A 16,622-nucleotide genomic window follows, 5' to 3' on the forward strand; every position below is an offset into this window, starting at 1 on the left:
TTCGATTATGCGGCGGCGCGCGTCTGGTTTGACATCAATTCGCGTGCAAGATCGCGATAGGCTTGTGCACCTTTGGATGCGGTATCGTATTGCAAAACGGGCTGCGCATAGGAGGGCGCTTCGCTGACGCGAACATTTCGCGGAATCCGCGTTTGGAAGACCAGATCGCCCAGATTGTCGCGCGCATCCTGTTCGACCTGAGACGAGAGGTTGTTGCGCGCATCGAACATGGTCAGGACGATCCCTTCGATCCTGAGATTCGGATTGGCCGATTGCCTGACCTCGCGAATCGTCAACATCAGCTGCGAAAGCCCCTCGAGCGCGAAAAACTCGCTTTGCAGCGGGACCAGAACGGAATGCGCGGCAACCATCGCGTTGACGGTCAGCAAGTTCAAAGACGGCGGACAGTCGATCAGGATGTAATCGAGCCCGTAACTGTCCATCGCCGTCTGACGCAGGGCATCATGCAACAGGAAGCTGCGTTTTTCGTTTGAAATCAACTCGATATCCGCCGAACTCAAGTCAACGGTGGCCGGTACGATCTTGAGATTGTCGATCTCGGTGTCCTGCACGACCTGCGAAAGTTCGATTTCTTCCAGCAAAAGCTCGTAGGTCGTGTATTCCCGTTCGTCCGCTTCGATTCCCAAGCCGGTAGAGGCGTTCCCCTGCGGATCGAGATCGACGATCAAAACACGCTGTCCCGCCTCGGCCAAGGCCGATCCCAGGTTGATTGTCGTCGTTGTCTTGCCAACGCCCCCTTTTTGATTGGCGATTGCGATAATCTTGGGGCCGCGAGGGCGAGTGGGGTCAGGCACGGGCGACTCCTGTAAAGGTCAGAATGACGGGGCCGGTTTCAGTTTTGCTTTTAGCAACTCGATGGCTGAAACTCCACGCTCTTTCGGCATCCGACAGCTCTTTTGCCCAGGATTCGCCCTTTGGGAATATGGCCATGCCGGTTTTGCTCAGATGCCGGTCAGCAAAGCCCAGAAGCGTGGTCAAATCCGCAAGGGCGCGCGCCGAAAGAACGTCGGCTTGCAACGGATCAATGTTTTCGATGCGGTCATTGATAACCTTGGCCTGTGCGCCGGTTTCCCGAATCACGGTGCGCAAAAATGTGCACTTTCTGGTATCGCTTTCAACGAGGGTCACAGCAGCGGGGGAGTCGGCCTCCATGCCCATGATTGCCACCACGAGGCCGGGAAATCCGCCGCCCGACCCTAGGTCAACCCAGTGCGCCACCGGATGTGGGGCCAGATGATATATTTGCGCGGAATCCAGAATATGCCGTTTCCATGCGCTGTCCAAAGTCGAGCGCGCAACAAGATTTATGCGTGGATTCCACTTGTGAAGAAGGGATTCGTAAATCTTCAGTCGCTCAAATGTTTCACGTGAAACATTCAGGCCGTCAAAGGCGCTCATGCGGATTTTTCCCGCTTTTCCATGCGCAGGCGGGCCAGAAGCAAGGTCAACGCCGCAGGCGTCATGCCATCGATACGTCCGGCTTGCGCCAGATTAGCCGGGCGGGCAGCGCTAAGCTTTGATCGCAATTCGTTGGACAGGCCATCAATTGCACCGAAGTCGAAATCGCCGGGGATTTCCTGTGACTCATCGCGCTTCATCATCTCAACGTCACGCTTCTGGCGCTCGATATAGTTGGCGTAAAGCGCATCTTTCTCAAGTTGCCGACGCGACTCATCGTCGATATCCGCCAAAGAACTGTCCAGCGCGATCAGTTGATCAAACCCGATGTCCGGAAACGCCAAAAGCTGAAAGCCGGTGCGGCGCGTGCCATCCTGATTGACCTTGAGGTCGATATCGGCAAGCTGCCGTGGAGTATAGCTCTGCTGTTCAATGCGCCCTTGGGCTGCGGTCAGTCGGGTCATTTTATCCTCGAACACCCTGCGCCGATGATCCCCGACGCATCCGAGCGCGATTCCAAGCGGGGTCAGCCGTTGGTCGGCATTGTCCGCTCGCAGCGAAAGCCGGAATTCGGCGCGTGAGGTGAACATGCGATAGGGTTCGCTGACGCCACGGGTGATAAGATCGTCGATCATCACGCCGATATAACTGTCAGAGCGGCTGAAAATCGCAGGGTCACGGCGCTTGACCGACAGCGCGGCATTCAAGCCGGCGACCAGACCTTGAGCTGCTGCCTCCTCATATCCTGTGGTTCCATTGATCTGTCCCGCAAGATATAGGCCCGGCACGGACTTGACCGCCAGCGTCGCATCCAGCGCGCGCGGATCGACATAATCATATTCAATCGCATAGCCCGGTTGCAAGATTACCGCGTTCTCAAGCCCCTTGATCGAACGGACATAGCTTTCCTGAACATCCTGGGGCAGGGAGGTCGAAATCCCGTTCGGGTAGATCACGCTGTCAGACAGGCTTTCGGGCTCAAGGAAAATCTGGTGGGAATCCTTGTCGGCAAAACGCACGATCTTGTCCTCGATGGACGGACAGTATCGCGGGCCGACGCCATCAATATGCCCCCCATACATCGCCGAGCGATCCAGGTTATCGCGAATGATCTGGTGGGTTTTCTCGTTCGTATGCGTGATCCCACAGGATATCTGACGTGCAGAGGGCGCGTCGGACAGGAAAGAAAACAAAACCGGATCGTCATCGCCGGGCTGTTCACCAAGGCCATCCCAATTGATCGTTGTCCCGTCAAGGCGCGGGGGCGTGCCAGTTTTCAAACGTCCAAGGCTAAGGTCGAAGCTGTCGATTCGCTCAGCCAGACGGATTGACGGTTTGTCGCCCATACGACCACCCGGTCGCGATACATCCCCGATATGGATGACCCCGCGAAGAAAAGTTCCGGTGGTCAACACAACCGCGCCTGCCTGAATTTCACTGCCATCGGCCAGAATGACACCGGTCACGCGATCGCCTTGCATCAGGAAATCAGCAGCTTCGCCTTCGATAATCTCCAGGTTTTCCTGTGCTTCAGTCTCAGCCAGCATGGATTCGCGATAAATCTTGCGGTCTGCCTGTGCGCGAGGCCCTTGCACAGCGGGGCCTTTGCGGCGGTTGAGCAAGCGAAACTGGATGCCCGCCTTGTCCGCGACACGACCCATCACGCCATCCAGCGCGTCGATCTCGCGCACAAGGTGGCCCTTGCCAAGACCACCGATCGCCGGGTTGCAGGACATGACGCCGATGCCGGATTTTTTCAATGTCACAAGGGCCGTCGATGCCCCTGTGCGCGCCGCCGCATGCGCGGCATCCGTGCCCGCGTGCCCTCCGCCGATAACAATGACGTCAAAATGTTTCACGTGAAACACTCCTCATTTCCCAAGGCAGAAGCTTGCGAAAATTTCATCCAGAACGTTTTCGATATCTATGCGTCCTACCAGAGAATCAAGGGCGCGGATAGCAGTGCGCAATTCTTCGGCGGCGATATCGGCCTGATCTTCACCTTGCGGTAAAAGAACAAGCGCAGCCTCCAGCGACGTCAGGCCTCGCTCCATTGCCTGCTTGTGCCGCAGGCGCGTCGCGATACCGACACCCGAGGCCCGGGATTTCAGGGTATCCGTGAGCCGGTCAACCAACTGAGCGATTCCCGCTCCGGTCTTTCCCGAGATCGCTCCTGTGGCTTCCCCAAGAAGATCGGCCTTGGCCCGTAAAACGATGTCATCCTCTTCGGGCGCCAAATCCGGGGCGGCATCGCCTTCTACCAGAAACACCCGCAGATCGGCCATCTGCGCCCTTTGCCGCGCGCGATCTATCCCGATGGATTCCACCGCATCCTCGGTTTCACGAAGTCCGGCAGTGTCCAGAAGGGTTACGGGCAGGCCGGAAAGGTCCATCCGAACCTCGATCACGTCGCGGGTAGTTCCGGCATATTCCGATGTGATCGCCGCGTCGCGCCCCGCCAGGGCATTCAACAGGGTTGATTTACCGACATTTGGCGCGCCAACAATGGCCACCTCGAACCCCGAGCGAATACGTTCCGCGGTGCTGACGCCGGAAATTTCCTTTCGCAGGCTGGCAACGACGGACTCGACAAGATCGGTAACTTCGGGCGACACATCGACGGGAACCTCTTCATCCGCGAAATCAATCGTCGCTTCAAGCAAGGCGGCCGCACGGATCAGGTTTTTTCGCCAGTCTTCGGCGCGCTGGCCCAGATCACCGGACAATACGCGCAGGGCCTGGCGGCGCTGTGCCTCTGTCTCGGCTTCGATCAGATCGGCAAGGCCTTCGACCTGAGCCAGATCGAGCTGGCCATTTTCCATTGCCCGGCGGGTGAACTCACCCGGATCAGCGGGCCGCAATCCGTCGATATCGGATAGTGCTTCAAGAACGGCGGCCACAACGGCGGTGCTACCGTGAACCTGAAACTCAACGGTTTCTTCGCCTGTAAAACTGTGATCTTCGGCAAAGGTCAGAACCAAGGCCTCGTCCAGACGAACCCCGTCACGGTCTTTCAATACGCGCAACGATGCCTTGCGCGGCTGCGGTACATCTCCAGCCAGAGCCTTGACGGCAGCAAACGCTCGCGTGCCGGACACGCGGATTACTGCGACGCCGGCTTTGCCTTGCGCCGTTGAAAGAGCATAGATCGTATCCATAGGGTTGCCCCGGTGACGGCCCGCGTCAGGTGTTCATAGAATCGAAGAACTCGGTATTCGTCTTGGTCTGTTTAAGCTTGGACAGAAGGAATTCGATGGCATCCGTGGTGCCCATCGGATTGAGAATCCGCCGCAGAACAAAGGTTTTCTGCAGGTCCACCTTGTTGATCAACAGATCCTCTTTCCGGGTGCCGGATTTCAGAATGTCGATGGCCGGGAATACGCGCTTATCCGCAATCTTGCGGTCCAGGACGATTTCCGAGTTACCGGTGCCTTTGAATTCCTCGAAGATCACTTCGTCCATCCGGCTGCCGGTGTCGATCAGCGCGGTCGAGATAATTGTGAGCGATCCGCCTTCTTCAATATTCCGGGCGGCACCAAAGAACCTCTTGGGCCGTTGCAGGGCGTTGGCGTCCACACCACCGGTCAAAACCTTACCGGAGGAGGGGACCACGGTGTTATAAGCCCTACCAAGTCTTGTGATCGAGTCGAGAAGAATAACAACATCTCGTTTATGCTCGACCAGTCGCTTGGCCTTTTCGATAACCATTTCAGCCACGGCCACGTGCCGCCCGGCCGGTTCGTCAAAGGTCGAACTGATGACCTCGCCCTTGACCGAGCGCTGCATGTCGGTCACCTCTTCGGGGCGTTCGTCGATCAGCAGGACGATCAGGTAGCATTCCGGATGGTTCTTTTCGATGCTGCTGGCGATATTCTGCAGCAACACCGTCTTACCCGTCCGCGGCGGCGCCACGATCAGGGACCGCTGGCCTTTGCCGATAGGCGCGACAAGGTCGATCACCCGCGCGGAGCGATCCTTGACCGTCGGATCGTCGACTTCCATCTTGAGGCGTTCATCCGGGTAAAGCGGCGTCAGGTTGTCGAATGCGATCTTGTGGCGGGCACGCTCGGGCTCTTCGAAGTTGATTTGCTCGACGCTGGTCAGCGCGAAATACCGCTCGTTCTCTTCGGGAGCGCGAATTTCACCTTCGATCGTGTCCCCGGTCCGCAGCGAATACTGACGGATGGTTTCAGGCGATACATAGATATCGTCGGGGCCCGGCAGATAGTTCGCCTCGGGCGAGCGCAGGAACCCGAACCCGTCCTGCAACACTTCCAGAACCCCATCGCCATAGACTGTCCAGCCCTCATCCGCGCGTTCGCGCAGGATCTGGAACATCATTTCGCCCTTGCGCATGGTCGATGCGTTTTCGATCTCGAGCTCTTCTGCCATCGCGAGCAGGTCTTTGGCGGCGTGGGCCTTGAGATCGGACAGGTTAAGGCGGTCGTCGGACATGTTGGAAATCCTTTTGACACGAACTGTGCGCAGGCGTGACGCTGCGTGGTGTCATTCTCTGGTCTGGAAAGTCGGCCACCCGGACGGGCGCTGAGCGATTACATAAGCGTCAGCAACGGCGGAGTCAACGACGCTAGAAGCGCACGACAACCGCCACCACGATCAGCACCATCAGAACGGTCGGAACCTCGTTCATCATGCGATACTGACGCCCGGAGAGGGTATTGCGGCCCGCTACGAAATCTTCGCTCCGCAAACCGAGCCAGTAGTGAAACCCGGTCATGCCCAGAACACTGGCACCTTTGACATAGGGCCAGACGGCGCCCCAATCGACGATACCGGGTGTCATGACCATCATCAGCCCGGCCAGCCAGGACGCGAACATTGCCGGAGTCATGATCACGCGAAACAGTTTGTCTTCCATGATCTGGAATACCTCGTCGCGGCTATCGCCGGGGCTGGACTGCTCGGTATGATAGACAAACAGGCGAGGTAAATAGAACAGGCCCGCCATCCATGAGATGACAGCCATGATATGGAACGCCTTGACCCAGGGGTAGAGCGTTATCAGAAGATCACTCATCTCATCGCCTTCTTTGTCTGCCCCTCTTTATAAATAAATAAATAGATAAGAAAGATGATGTTCTTTGTAGGAGGGCGATTGACTGTGGATTATGCAATTGTCCACGTGTTTTCGACAGGATTTCGGATCTGTGGATAACGATGTAGAGAATTATGGAATTTCTGAGGGAAATTTAATAAATGATTTATTTTCAAATGGATAAGAAATTATCACCTGCGATTTCAAGGTGATGAAATCGCGGATGGTTGATGGATTTCACCGCCTATTCAGGATAGGTCGTTTTCCAAATCCACACGGGAAGAACAGTTTGGAAACGCCGTGAAACTTGTCCTTTGAACGAGGATCGAAGGAACGGTGTGGAATTATGCCCCAACAGTTCTTAAACAGCCGTTAAATTATCCAAGAGGTTGTCCACATCATGCGGCAGATCATCCTGGCATCGGGCTCTGACATCCGGGCGACGCTGTTGCGCAATGCCGGGGTTGTGTTCGATGTCGTGCCCGCCCGCGTGGACGAAGAGGCGCTGCGCGATGCGATGCTTGCGGAGGATGCGGGCGCGCGGGACATCGCCGATGCGCTGGCCGAGATGAAAGCGCAAAAGATCAGTGCCAAGCACCCGGAGGCTTTGGTCATCGGGTGCGATCAGGTCCTGAACCTTCAGGGGCAGCTGTTGACGAAACCCGAAAGCCCGGAAACGGCCAGAACACAGTTGATAGCGATGCGGGGCAAACGGCATGAATTGCTGTCTGCTGCGGTGATCTGTGAAAACGGCAAACCGGTTTGGCGGCATGTGGGTCTGGTGCGCCTGCTGATGCGGCAGTTTTCCGACGCCTATATGGACGACTATATTGCACGGAACTGGGACAGCATTCGCCATTCGGTCGGAGCCTATAAACTGGAAGAAGAAGGCGTGCGCCTTTTCTCTCAGGTGCAGGGCGATTACTTTACCGTTCTGGGGCTGCCGTTGCTTGAACTGCTGTCTTATCTGACGCTGAGGGGGGATCTGGAAGGATGAGTCAGGAGCGAATACCGTTGGCGGGTGTGATCGGCTCGCCCATAGCGCATTCCAAATCGCCGCAACTGCATGGCCATTGGCTGAAGGTGAATGGGCTGAAGGGGTTTTATATCCCGATGGATGTGGCCGCTGACGATCTGGAACAGGTGCTGCGGACACTGCCAAAGATGGGTTTTGTCGGCGTCAATGTCACGGTGCCGCACAAGGAAAAGGTCATGGAACTGGCGGATCTGGTTACGGATCGGGCCACGTTGATCGGTGCGGCGAATACACTGATTTTTCGCAAGGACGGCAAGATTCACGCGGATAATACGGACGGGTATGGATTCATTCAGAACCTGCGTGAGAACGCGCCCGGCTGGGCTCCGGCGGCCGGACCGGCGGCGGTGCTTGGGGCCGGGGGCGCGGCGCGGGCGATTGTGGCGTCACTGCTGGATGCGGGCGTTCCTGAGATCCTGATTTCCAATCGGACGCGGGTGCGTGCCGAAGCGTTGCAGGCGGATTTCGGCAAGCGCCTGAGTGTCGTGGATTGGGTCCAGGCGGGCAACATGCTGGAAGATGCGCTGACCGTGGTGAATACCACCTCGCTTGGCATGATGGGCAAACCGCCGTTGCGTGTGCCGCTGGATGGGTTGCGCAAGGATGCCGTGGTGACCGATCTGGTCTATGCGCCGCTCAAGACGCGCTTGTTACTGGAAGCCGAAAAGATGGGCTGCACCACGGTGGATGGGTTGGGAATGTTGTTGTATCAGGCCGTTCCGGGGTTTGAACGCTGGTTCGGAATGCGCCCGACCGTCGATAGCGCCACGCGCGCCGCGGTTCTGCGATGAGCTTTCTTCTGGGGCTGACCGGCTCGATCGGAATGGGCAAATCCACGACCGCCCGGATGTTTGCCGAGGAAGGCTGTGCGCTGTGGGATGCGGATGCGGCTGTTCACCGTCTTTATGCCAAAGGTGGCGCGGCGGTTGGCCCGATACGTGATGTTTTCCCCGAGGCTGTTATTGATGGTGCGGTCTCGCGTGATCAGTTGAAAGCGATTATCGCGCAGGATGAAACGGCCCTGGAGAGGATCGAGAAGATCGTGCATCCGCTTGTCGCCAGGGACCGCGCGGATTTCATCCATGAAAGTACGGCGGATATCGTGGTTCTGGATATTCCATTGCTGTTTGAAACGGGCGCAGACAAAGGAATGGACGCGACTGCCTGTGTCACTGTTTCACCAGAACTACAGCGTGAGAGGGTTCTGGCGCGGGGCACGATGAGCGAGGCGCAGTTTGAAATCATCCGCGCCAAGCAGATGCCGAACGACGAAAAATGCCGCCGTGCGGATTTCGTGATCGAAACCGATACGCTTGAGCATGCGGGTCAACAGGTTCAGGATGTCGTCAGGCAAATCAGGGACAGGCTGAAACATGCGTGAAATCGTTCTCGATACCGAAACCACGGGATTTGATCCTCACCAGGGGGACCGGATCGTCGAAATCGGTGCGATCGAGCTTTATAACCACATGCCGACGGGCCGGACCTTTCACGAATATATCAACCCGCAACGCGACATGCCCAACGAAGCGTTCGAGGTACATGGCATCGGCCCCGACCTGTTGATCGAACCGCGCCCGCCGCGCGATGGTGAGGTGACGCTGAAGGACAAACCGTTGTTCGCGCATGTGGGCCATAAATTCATTGAATTCGTCGCCGACGCCAAGCTAGTGATTCACAATGCGGCGTTCGACATGAAGTTCCTGAATGCCGAACTGGGCTGGATGAACCTGCCGCAGCTGCCGTGGGAACAGGCGATTGATACGCTGGATATGGCGCGCAAGCGCTTTCCCGGCTCGCCTGCATCGCTTGATGCGCTGTGCCGGCGGTTCAGTATCGACAACTCGTCGCGCACCTTGCACGGCGCATTGCTGGACTCGGAAATTCTGGCCGAAGTGTATCTGGAACTGATCGGCGGCCGGCAACCGGATTTCGGATTGTCGACCGGGTCGGCGGGCAGCGGGGGCAGCGCCGGGGCGGAGTCTGATTGGCGTCCGCAGCCGCGCCCGCAACCCTTGCCTTCGCGTCTGAGCGAAAAAGAAGCCGCCGCCCATGCGGCCTTTGTCGATGGCCTGGGCGACGGCGCGCTTTGGAAAAAACTGAATTAGATCAGCTGACGGGCTGATCTTTCTGTTCTGCCTGGGCCTCGGCCTGACGGCGGGAGATTTCGTTGCGGTAAAGCTGAACGAAGTCGATGTTTTCCAGGTTCAGCGGCGGGAAGCCGCCATCACGGGTCACATCGCTGATGATGCGGCGAATGAACGGGAACAGCATCCGCGGGCATTCGATCATCAGGAACGGATGCATCTGTTCTTCCGGCACGCCTTCGATATGGAAAACACCGGCATATTCCATTTCCAAGACGAACAGGACCTGATCACTGCCCTTGTTCTTGGAGTCGACGCGAAGTTTGACGATCACTTCATACTGATTTTCAGCCGAGCGCTTCTTGGCGTCCAGATTGACGGCCACCTGCATCTCGGGATTGACATCGCCACCGGTGCCGCGTTGCGACAGGACGTTTTCGAACGAAAGATCGCGAACGAATTGCGTCAGGGTGCTCATGCGGACTTGGGGCTGTTGTTCTGCTGCGCCGGTTTCCTGTTCGGCCATGGGTCATCTCCGGTATGAAAATTTGTTGGCAGAACGCTTAGCAGGATGGCCGATCGGCCTCAATGCCTAGTCGTCCAGCCTGAATTGCCTTGAGAGGGGCGATTGGCCGGGTCGACCTCGTGATATTCGGTTTCTATCACATCGGGGTTACGTCCCGTGCGAGGATCGTGATGCCGCTGTGGCCCGTTCGGGCCCATATCGAAACGCTGAACATGAACCCGTTTGCGGATATAGTTGAAGGCCGCGTGCCGGACAGGCGGTATCAACAGGGCAAAGCCCACGGCATCGGTGAAAAACCCCGGAGTCAGCAACAAGGCCCCCGCGAACAGGATCATTGCGCCATGCGCCAGCGGTTCGGACGGATCGTCGAGTTCGGAAAGCGACCGGCGCAATTGTCCCATCGCCATCGCGCCCTGTGTGCGCACCAGCCAGGTGCCCATGATGGCGGTGATGATGACGATCCCCAGGGTCGGCCACAGACCGATTGCGCCGCCAATCTGAATGAACAGCGCGATCTCGATCAGGGGAACCGCCAGAAAGGCCAGAAAAAGCCACATCGCTGAAACTCCGTTTTCATGACCGCGTGCAAGGTGGACTTGCCCGCAAGTGTCACCTACATAAGTGCGAGCAACGCACGATACCATGCCTGCATGACAAGAGGTGTCCATGAATTCCCCCCTTCTACAGCTTCTGGTGCTGGCCGGAATCGCCATTTTCCTGATTTTGCGCCTGAAAAGCGTTCTGGGCACCCGCGATGGGTTTGAAGATCCCGCGCGCAGGCAGCAGGCTACCGACAATACGCAGCGCCGTGAAAACTTCGAAGTGATCGAGGGCGGGCCGGATTACGATATCCTGGATAACGTGCCGGAAGGCTCGGACGCCGCCGATGCGCTGGCCCAGATGAAACGGGTGGAGCCGTCATTTGGCGTGGGTGAATTCCTTCAAGGCGCGCGCGGCGCTTATGAAATGATCCTGATGGCGTTCGAGCGTGGCACATTGGAAGATGTGACGCCGTTCCTGTCCGAAGATGTCTACGAGGCTTTTGCCCAGGTCGTCGATTCCCGTCAGGAGCAGGGCCTGAGCGTCGAAGCCGAATTTCTGGGCGTGCGTGAAACCCGCCTGGCCGCTGCGACATTCGATCAGCAAACCAACAGCGCCGAGATCACCGTGCGTTTCGTAGGTGAACTGACCTCGGTTGTGCGCGACGCCAATGGCGAAATCATCGAAGGCAATGCAACGCAGCCCAAGCGCCAGAAAGACAGCTGGACGTTCGAGCGAATCATGGGCTCGGGCGATCCGAACTGGCGGCTTGTTGCCACGGGCGAATGATCCGGGGGCTGTGGGCCGCAGTGGTGTTCTGGCTGTCCTGCGCGGGCAGCCTTGCCGCCCTTGACGAGACGACCCACAAGATCGTCGAATTTGACGACCTGGACGGCTGGGAGGAGGACAACCACGCGCGGGCGCTGGACGTTTTCCTGAACACCTGCCCCGATATGAAAGACCCCGACTGGCAGGCCCTTTGTGCATTGGCCCAGCAAAAGCCGGACCCCAAGCCATTCTTCGAATTGTTCTTTCGTCCTGTCATGATCGAGAATGGCAAGAGTGCCCTGTTCACCGGCTATTTCGAGCCGGAACTGAACGGCGCTTTGCAGCCGAGCGAACGCTATCGTTATCCGGTCTATCGTGTGCCGCCCGAATCCCGTGTGATGAGCCCCTGGTTGACCCGCCGCGAGATCGAATCCGGCGATATCATGCATGGCCGGGGGCTGGAGATTGTGTGGGTGGATGACCCTGTCGAGCTGTTCTTTCTGCAAATTCAGGGCTCGGGCCGGGTTCGGCTGCCGGATGGCCGGGTGATCCGCGTGGGCTATGGCGGAAAGAATGGCCACAACTACCGCTCGGTCGGCGCCGAACTGGTGCGGCGCGGTGTTTACAAGGCCCATCAGGTTTCGGCAGAGGTGATCAAGAACTGGGTCAGGCGCAATCCCGTCAAGGGGCGCGAATTGCTGTTTCACAATCCTTCCTATGTGTTTTTCAGGCGGATCGACTCGGTTCCAGCCGGGGAGGGGCCGCTCGGTGCGATGAACCGTTCGGTGACCGCGGGGCGAACGATAGCGGTGGACCCGGACTATGTGCCGCTTGGCGCGCCCGTCTGGATCGAGAAAGCGGGCAAAGACCCCATTCATCGCCTGATGGTGGCGCAGGATACCGGATCGGCGATCAAGGGACCGCAGCGCGCCGATATTTTCTTTGGCACTGGCGATGCCGCCGGGCGCGCGGCCGGAAAGCTGCGCGATCCGGGGCGGATGGTGGTCTTGATGCCGATCCAGCGCGCCTTTGCCATGCTGACCGAGCTGCTGCCGTGACACGCCGCCGGTTGAAGCCCGAAGAACTGGAATTGTGGCGCAAGGTCGCCAAGACGACCGAGCGATTGCACCCCGAACGGAAGCGCAGCGAACAGCCCTTGCCCAAACCGTCGCCCGCCAAATTGCCCAAGGCGCGGATCGAAGGGTTTGAACTGGGTCAGAAGGCTGCGCCGTCACGGCACGGGCATGACATCGCGCCGGATATTTCGCACAGCATCGCGGCACAGCCGGTTCGGATGGATCGCAAGACTTATGGCAAGCTCAAGCGCGGCAAGGTCGTGCCCGAGGGCAAGCTGGATTTGCATGGCATGACGATGGATCAGGCGCATCCGGCGCTGATGCGGTTTATCCTGCGGGCGCATGAAAACGGCAAGCGCATGGTTCTGGTGATCACCGGCAAGGGCAAATCGCGCGATGAGGGCGGGCCGATCCCGGTGCGGCGCGGCGTGTTGCGCCATAACGTGCCTCAGTGGTTGTCGACGCCGCCGCTTGCGGCGGTGGTTCTGCAGGTGACCGAGGCACACCTGAAACATGGCGGCGGCGGCGCTTATTACGTTTATCTAAGGCGTCAGCGATAGCAGGGGTCGCGCGCGGGCAATCCCGATGGCCATCATCGCGCTGGCAAACACGAAGTAGCCCGCGACCCACAGGTATTGCGCCTCGAGCCCCAGGCCCAGATCAATCCCCATTCCGGTGATCCCCGGCCCGATGGCCGATCCCAGAACCATGATCGCGGCGGCCATGGCCTTGATCGCCCCGAGGTGGCGGGTGCCATAGAATTCTGCCCAGAAGGCATTGGGCAGAGTCGTGTTCGCCCCGGTGGTGAGCGCCATGAAAAACAGGCCGAGGAAGATGGTCAGCAGGCCATCGGCCAGTGCGAACAATACGAAACCCGCGATCATGGGCAATTGCATGAAAGGTATCAAGCGGGCGGTGCCGACCCGATCCAGCGCCCAACCGGAAAGTACCATCGCGCCGATGGAGGCCGTTGTGAAAAAGGGAAACATGGCAACCAGTTCCACATGAGCGATGCCCTTGATGTCGGCGAAATGAACCTGATGAAAAAAGAACGCGGTGTTGAACGCCGCCGGGCCCAGCAATGCGGGCACCATGAACCAGAACAGGAAATGGTGCAGGGTCTGGCGGCGGGTCCAGTGCTTGCCCTTCATCCCGCTGGACTGGCTGAGATGCGCCATGGATTGCGGGGTGCGTTCCTGCCGCAGCAGAAGCAACAGCACCGGGATTCCGCATACGGCGATCAGCCCCGCCAGCACCCAGAGCAACCGCCAGTCATAGTGGATCATCAGCGCCACGAAAATCAGCGGCAACAGCGCCTCGCCCGCTGCGAAGCCGAGTGTGGCGACGGACAGCGCCTTGCCCCGCGTGGCGATGAACCAGCGTGACATGGCCACGACGGCGATATGACTGGTCATGCCCTGACCGGTAAAACGCAAGGCAAAGATCACCAGGGGCAGCAACCACCAGACGGGATTGACCGCCATGAACAGGCACGCCGCCATCAACATCAGCAATATCACGGTGCCTAGAGCGCGCACGCGAAAGCGGTCGGTCAGCCCGCCCGCCCAGACCATGAGCGCCGCCGACGCACCGGTGCCGAGCGTGTAAATGCCTCCCCACTGACCATGCGACAGCTGAAACGCTTCACGGATTTCCCCGGCGAAAACCGAGATAAAGAATGTCTGGCCAAAACTGCTGAGAAAGGTCAGCAAAACCCCGGCGGACAGCCAGCGGGCATTGTCACGAAGAAAGGCGAAAATCTGCATGACCTTTCGTCCGATGAAATGGGACCAAAGGAAAGGGGCATTCGAACGCGACCTGCATTGCGACGTGATGCGTCAGGAGGCGCGCGGCTTCTCCATCACCAGGAACGTCATCATCCCGATGGGCGGCAATTTTCCCTGCTGAGTGACGTGCAGATCATCGCGCAGAACGGTGTCGATCCGGAAATCCGAATGCCATCCCAGCACGTTTGCAAATGGCGCGGTCACCCGCTCAAGGAACGCCATGAAGCCGCGTTCGCGCACGAAATGATTGGTGATCACCACGCGACCGCCCGGCTTGCAGACGCGGGCGATCTCGGCCATGACGCGCTCGGGTTCGGGAACGACCGAAAGAACATGCATCGCGGCGATGGTATCAAAGCTGTTATCGGGAAAATCGAGGTGACGCGCATCCATCTGGCGCAGGTCTTCGACATGGGTCAGATCGCGTTCGATCACCTTGTCGCGGGCCTTGGCCAGCATCTTTTCACTGAAGTCGATCCCCGTGACCCGGCAGGCCGGATCGTACAGCGGCAGCGACAGCCCGGTGCCGACGCCGACCTCAAGAATACGACCGGGGTGCTGGTTGATCAGGCTCACCGCCCGGCGCCTGCCCACATTGGTGATATTGCCGAATGTCGCGTCGTAAATCGGTGCCCATCGGGCATAGGATGTTTCAATGGCTTTGAGATCCATGTCAGGATGGGGTCCTGTCTGTTTTGGAAATTTCGGTAATCAGAGAACGGATAACAGTGGCAAGGTACAGGGCGCACATTGCCAACAGGGTGATCCACTCGAACACAAAAAGGGCGACCAGCAAAAGCACGAAACAAACCACGATAACCGGCAACCCATCGCGTGAAAGCCGCAGGGATTTGTGCGAGATCGTGGGAATGCGGCTGGTCATCAACAGGCCGATGATCAGCAGGTAAAAGCTCAAGGCCAGGCCCGGCAGGGCGGGGCGGTCGGCAAAGGCGAAAGACAGAAACATCGGCGCCAGCGCCAACAGGGCCCCGGCGGGTGCCGGGACGCCGGTGAAATGGGGGCCGGATGTGGTTGGGTCGGGGTTGCGGGCACTGACGTTGAACCGGGCCAGCCGCAGTACACAGCAGACGGCGAAGGCCAGGACCGTAGTCCAGCCGAAACTGCCCATGTCCTGCAGCCCCCAGAAATACAGGATCAACGCAGGGGCGACGCCGAAGTTCAGGAAATCGGCCAGTGAATCCAGCTCGGCCCCGAATTCGCTGTCGCTTCCGACCAGCCGGGCGACCCGTCCGTCAAGCCCGTCCAGAATGGCGGCGAGGATGATCAGGTGAACCGCCCCGACGTAATTTTCCATCATTGTCAGGCGGATAGCGGTCAACCCGGCGCAGATGGCCGCGAGGGTCATGAGGTTCGGCAGCAGCCGAACCATGGTCATGTCTGTGATCGACTTTTCGGGCCGTTGTGGCATGTGGCTTAGGCCTGTTTGGGTTCCTGCGGGTCGGTTCGGGCCAGTACGGTTTCGCCGGCGATCATCGTCTGGCCTACGCGCACATGGGGGTGGACCCCCTGGGGCAGGTAGACATCGAGACGCGAGCCGAAGCGGATCAGCCCGAACCTTTCGCCCGACCCTACACGATCACCGGGTTTTACGAAACAGACAATCCGGCGGGCCACCAATCCGGCGATCTGGACGACCGCAAGATCTTGTCCGTCGTCCATGCGGATCAACAAGCTGTTGCGTTCGTTGTCCTTGCTGGCCTTGTCGAGGGAGGCGTTGAAAAATTTGCCGGGGCGGTAGGAGACGGCGGTGATTTCGCCGGGGGCGGGGGCGCGGTTGATGTGGCAGTTGAACACCGACATGAAGACGCTGACGCGGGTCAGGGCGACATCGGGCAGGCCCAGTTCGGACGGGGGAACGGCGGGTTCGATCAGCGAAACGATGCCGTCCGCGGGGCTGAGGATCAGGCCGGGGCGCTGCGGAGAATACCGCTCGGGGTCGCGGAAAAAGTAGTAACACCAGATGGTTAGTCCAACCCCGACCCAGCCCAGAACATCCCAGATCAGGAACAGGACAAGGGTGATCGCGGCAAAGATCGCCACGAACTTGCGCCCCTCGGGATGCATGGGTTTGACGAAGGTGGATAGCATGTTCATAGGCGGCCCCGCTGACTTGGATCAGCCGGAAATACGCCAATTCCACCCCCTTGCCTAGCCCGCGCGTTTCGTACGTTTTGTACGATGTGTACGCGCGTTTTGTACGAAACATGGAGGGGGTCGGGAGGGGTGCGTCCATGATGGACGCAAGTGGGGTGGTTGGGGGGTGAGGCGCACAGAGGCGGCATTCTTTCCGGGTCACGGCATAGCCA

General features: G+C 58.8%; 19 protein-coding genes. 7 read left to right on the forward strand and 12 right to left on the reverse strand.

The features are described 5' to 3' along the window. Positions 1-5 precede the first annotated feature (5 nt). From KPG71_RS10900 to hemJ, 6 genes are all read right to left on the reverse strand, one after another. The gene (locus tag KPG71_RS10900) at positions 6-815 is read right to left on the reverse strand and encodes a ParA family protein (RefSeq protein ID WP_073035071.1); all 810 of its coding nucleotides are present in this window, start codon (positions 813-815) and stop codon (positions 6-8) included. Next, positions 808-1,419 carry a 16S rRNA (guanine(527)-N(7))-methyltransferase RsmG gene (rsmG, locus tag KPG71_RS10905; RefSeq protein WP_216338106.1) on the reverse strand — a complete coding sequence of 204 codons (612 nt, stop codon included), beginning with the start codon at positions 1,417-1,419 and terminating at the stop codon, positions 808-810. The genes KPG71_RS10900 and rsmG overlap by 8 nt, the downstream gene beginning before the upstream one ends. Next, positions 1,416-3,278 (reverse strand): tRNA uridine-5-carboxymethylaminomethyl(34) synthesis enzyme MnmG, encoded by a 1,863-nt coding sequence (mnmG, locus tag KPG71_RS10910; RefSeq protein WP_216338107.1) that lies wholly within the window; start codon positions 3,276-3,278, stop codon positions 1,416-1,418. Before mnmG ends, rsmG begins: the two co-directional genes overlap by 4 nt. Positions 3,279-3,290: 12 nt before the next feature. Beyond that, positions 3,291-4,577 (reverse strand): tRNA uridine-5-carboxymethylaminomethyl(34) synthesis GTPase MnmE, encoded by a 1,287-nt coding sequence (gene mnmE / locus KPG71_RS10915; RefSeq protein ID WP_216338108.1) that lies wholly within the window; start codon positions 4,575-4,577, stop codon positions 3,291-3,293. 25 nt (positions 4,578-4,602) lie between these two features. Beyond that, complete coding sequence (rho, locus tag KPG71_RS10920; RefSeq protein ID WP_216338109.1) at positions 4,603-5,874, reverse strand: transcription termination factor Rho; 1,272 nt, start codon at positions 5,872-5,874, stop codon at positions 4,603-4,605. A gap of 133 nt (positions 5,875-6,007) precedes the next feature. Next, positions 6,008-6,457, reverse strand: coding sequence for a protoporphyrinogen oxidase HemJ (gene hemJ / locus KPG71_RS10925; RefSeq protein ID WP_216338110.1), 450 nt, complete (start codon positions 6,455-6,457; stop codon positions 6,008-6,010). A 415-nt stretch (positions 6,458-6,872) separates the two neighbouring features. Between hemJ and KPG71_RS10930 the strand changes: the two genes are divergently transcribed. From KPG71_RS10930 to dnaQ, 4 genes are read left to right on the forward strand one after another with little or no spacing between them, the layout of a single operon-like run. Next, positions 6,873-7,472, forward strand: a complete 600-nt coding sequence (locus KPG71_RS10930; RefSeq protein WP_216338344.1) for a Maf family nucleotide pyrophosphatase — start codon at positions 6,873-6,875, stop codon at positions 7,470-7,472. Further along, entirely contained in the window at positions 7,469-8,302 is an 834-nt protein-coding gene (locus tag KPG71_RS10935; RefSeq protein ID WP_216338111.1) for a shikimate dehydrogenase, read from the forward strand. The genes KPG71_RS10930 and KPG71_RS10935 overlap by 4 nt, the downstream gene beginning before the upstream one ends. Then, on the forward strand, positions 8,299-8,892 hold the full coding sequence (coaE, locus tag KPG71_RS10940) for a dephospho-CoA kinase (RefSeq protein ID WP_216338112.1): 594 nt from the start codon (positions 8,299-8,301) through the stop codon (positions 8,890-8,892). The genes KPG71_RS10935 and coaE overlap by 4 nt, the downstream gene beginning before the upstream one ends. Continuing rightward, a complete protein-coding gene (gene dnaQ, locus KPG71_RS10945) occupies positions 8,885-9,619 on the forward strand; it encodes a DNA polymerase III subunit epsilon (RefSeq protein WP_216338113.1) in 735 nt (244 codons plus the stop codon). The genes coaE and dnaQ overlap by 8 nt, the downstream gene beginning before the upstream one ends. 1 nt (position 9,620) lies before the next feature. Here the strand turns inward: dnaQ and secB are convergent, their stop codons facing one another. Both secB and KPG71_RS10955 read right to left on the reverse strand, forming a co-directional pair. After that, positions 9,621-10,124: a protein-export chaperone SecB gene (gene secB, locus KPG71_RS10950; RefSeq protein ID WP_216338114.1), complete on the reverse strand. Its 504-nt coding sequence runs from the start codon at positions 10,122-10,124 to the stop codon at positions 9,621-9,623. Positions 10,125-10,183: 59 nt separating this feature from the next. Next, positions 10,184-10,681, reverse strand: coding sequence for an FxsA family protein (locus tag KPG71_RS10955; protein WP_216338115.1), 498 nt, complete (start codon positions 10,679-10,681; stop codon positions 10,184-10,186). A 109-nt stretch (positions 10,682-10,790) separates the two neighbouring features. Between KPG71_RS10955 and KPG71_RS10960 the strand changes: the two genes are divergently transcribed. From KPG71_RS10960 to KPG71_RS10970, 3 genes are read left to right on the forward strand one after another with little or no spacing between them, the layout of a single operon-like run. Continuing rightward, a complete protein-coding gene (locus KPG71_RS10960; RefSeq protein ID WP_216338116.1) occupies positions 10,791-11,453 on the forward strand; it encodes a Tim44/TimA family putative adaptor protein in 663 nt (220 codons plus the stop codon). Then, on the forward strand, positions 11,450-12,490 hold the full coding sequence (locus tag KPG71_RS10965) for a murein transglycosylase A (RefSeq protein WP_216338117.1): 1,041 nt from the start codon (positions 11,450-11,452) through the stop codon (positions 12,488-12,490). The genes KPG71_RS10960 and KPG71_RS10965 overlap by 4 nt, the downstream gene beginning before the upstream one ends. Then, positions 12,487-13,068 carry a Smr/MutS family protein gene (locus tag KPG71_RS10970; RefSeq protein ID WP_216338118.1) on the forward strand — a complete coding sequence of 194 codons (582 nt, stop codon included), beginning with the start codon at positions 12,487-12,489 and terminating at the stop codon, positions 13,066-13,068. Before KPG71_RS10965 ends, KPG71_RS10970 begins: the two co-directional genes overlap by 4 nt. Here KPG71_RS10970 and KPG71_RS10975 read toward each other — a convergent pair. From KPG71_RS10975 to KPG71_RS10990, 4 genes are all read right to left on the reverse strand, one after another. Then, complete coding sequence (locus KPG71_RS10975) at positions 13,051-14,274, reverse strand: MFS transporter (RefSeq protein WP_216338119.1); 1,224 nt, start codon at positions 14,272-14,274, stop codon at positions 13,051-13,053. The genes KPG71_RS10970 and KPG71_RS10975 overlap by 18 nt on opposite strands. A 72-nt stretch (positions 14,275-14,346) precedes the next feature. After that, positions 14,347-14,967 (reverse strand): class I SAM-dependent methyltransferase, encoded by a 621-nt coding sequence (locus tag KPG71_RS10980; RefSeq protein WP_216338120.1) that lies wholly within the window; start codon positions 14,965-14,967, stop codon positions 14,347-14,349. Between the two features lies 1 nt (position 14,968). Next, positions 14,969-15,724 (reverse strand): CDP-diacylglycerol--serine O-phosphatidyltransferase, encoded by a 756-nt coding sequence (gene pssA, locus KPG71_RS10985; RefSeq protein ID WP_216338121.1) that lies wholly within the window; start codon positions 15,722-15,724, stop codon positions 14,969-14,971. Positions 15,725-15,729: 5 nt separating this feature from the next. Then, entirely contained in the window at positions 15,730-16,410 is a 681-nt protein-coding gene (locus KPG71_RS10990; protein WP_216338122.1) for a phosphatidylserine decarboxylase, read from the reverse strand. Positions 16,411-16,622 lie beyond the last annotated feature (212 nt).

It is taken from the genome of Roseovarius sp. PS-C2 (assembly GCF_018862045.1).
Taxonomy (GTDB): Bacteria; Pseudomonadota; Alphaproteobacteria; order Rhodobacterales; family Rhodobacteraceae; genus Roseovarius.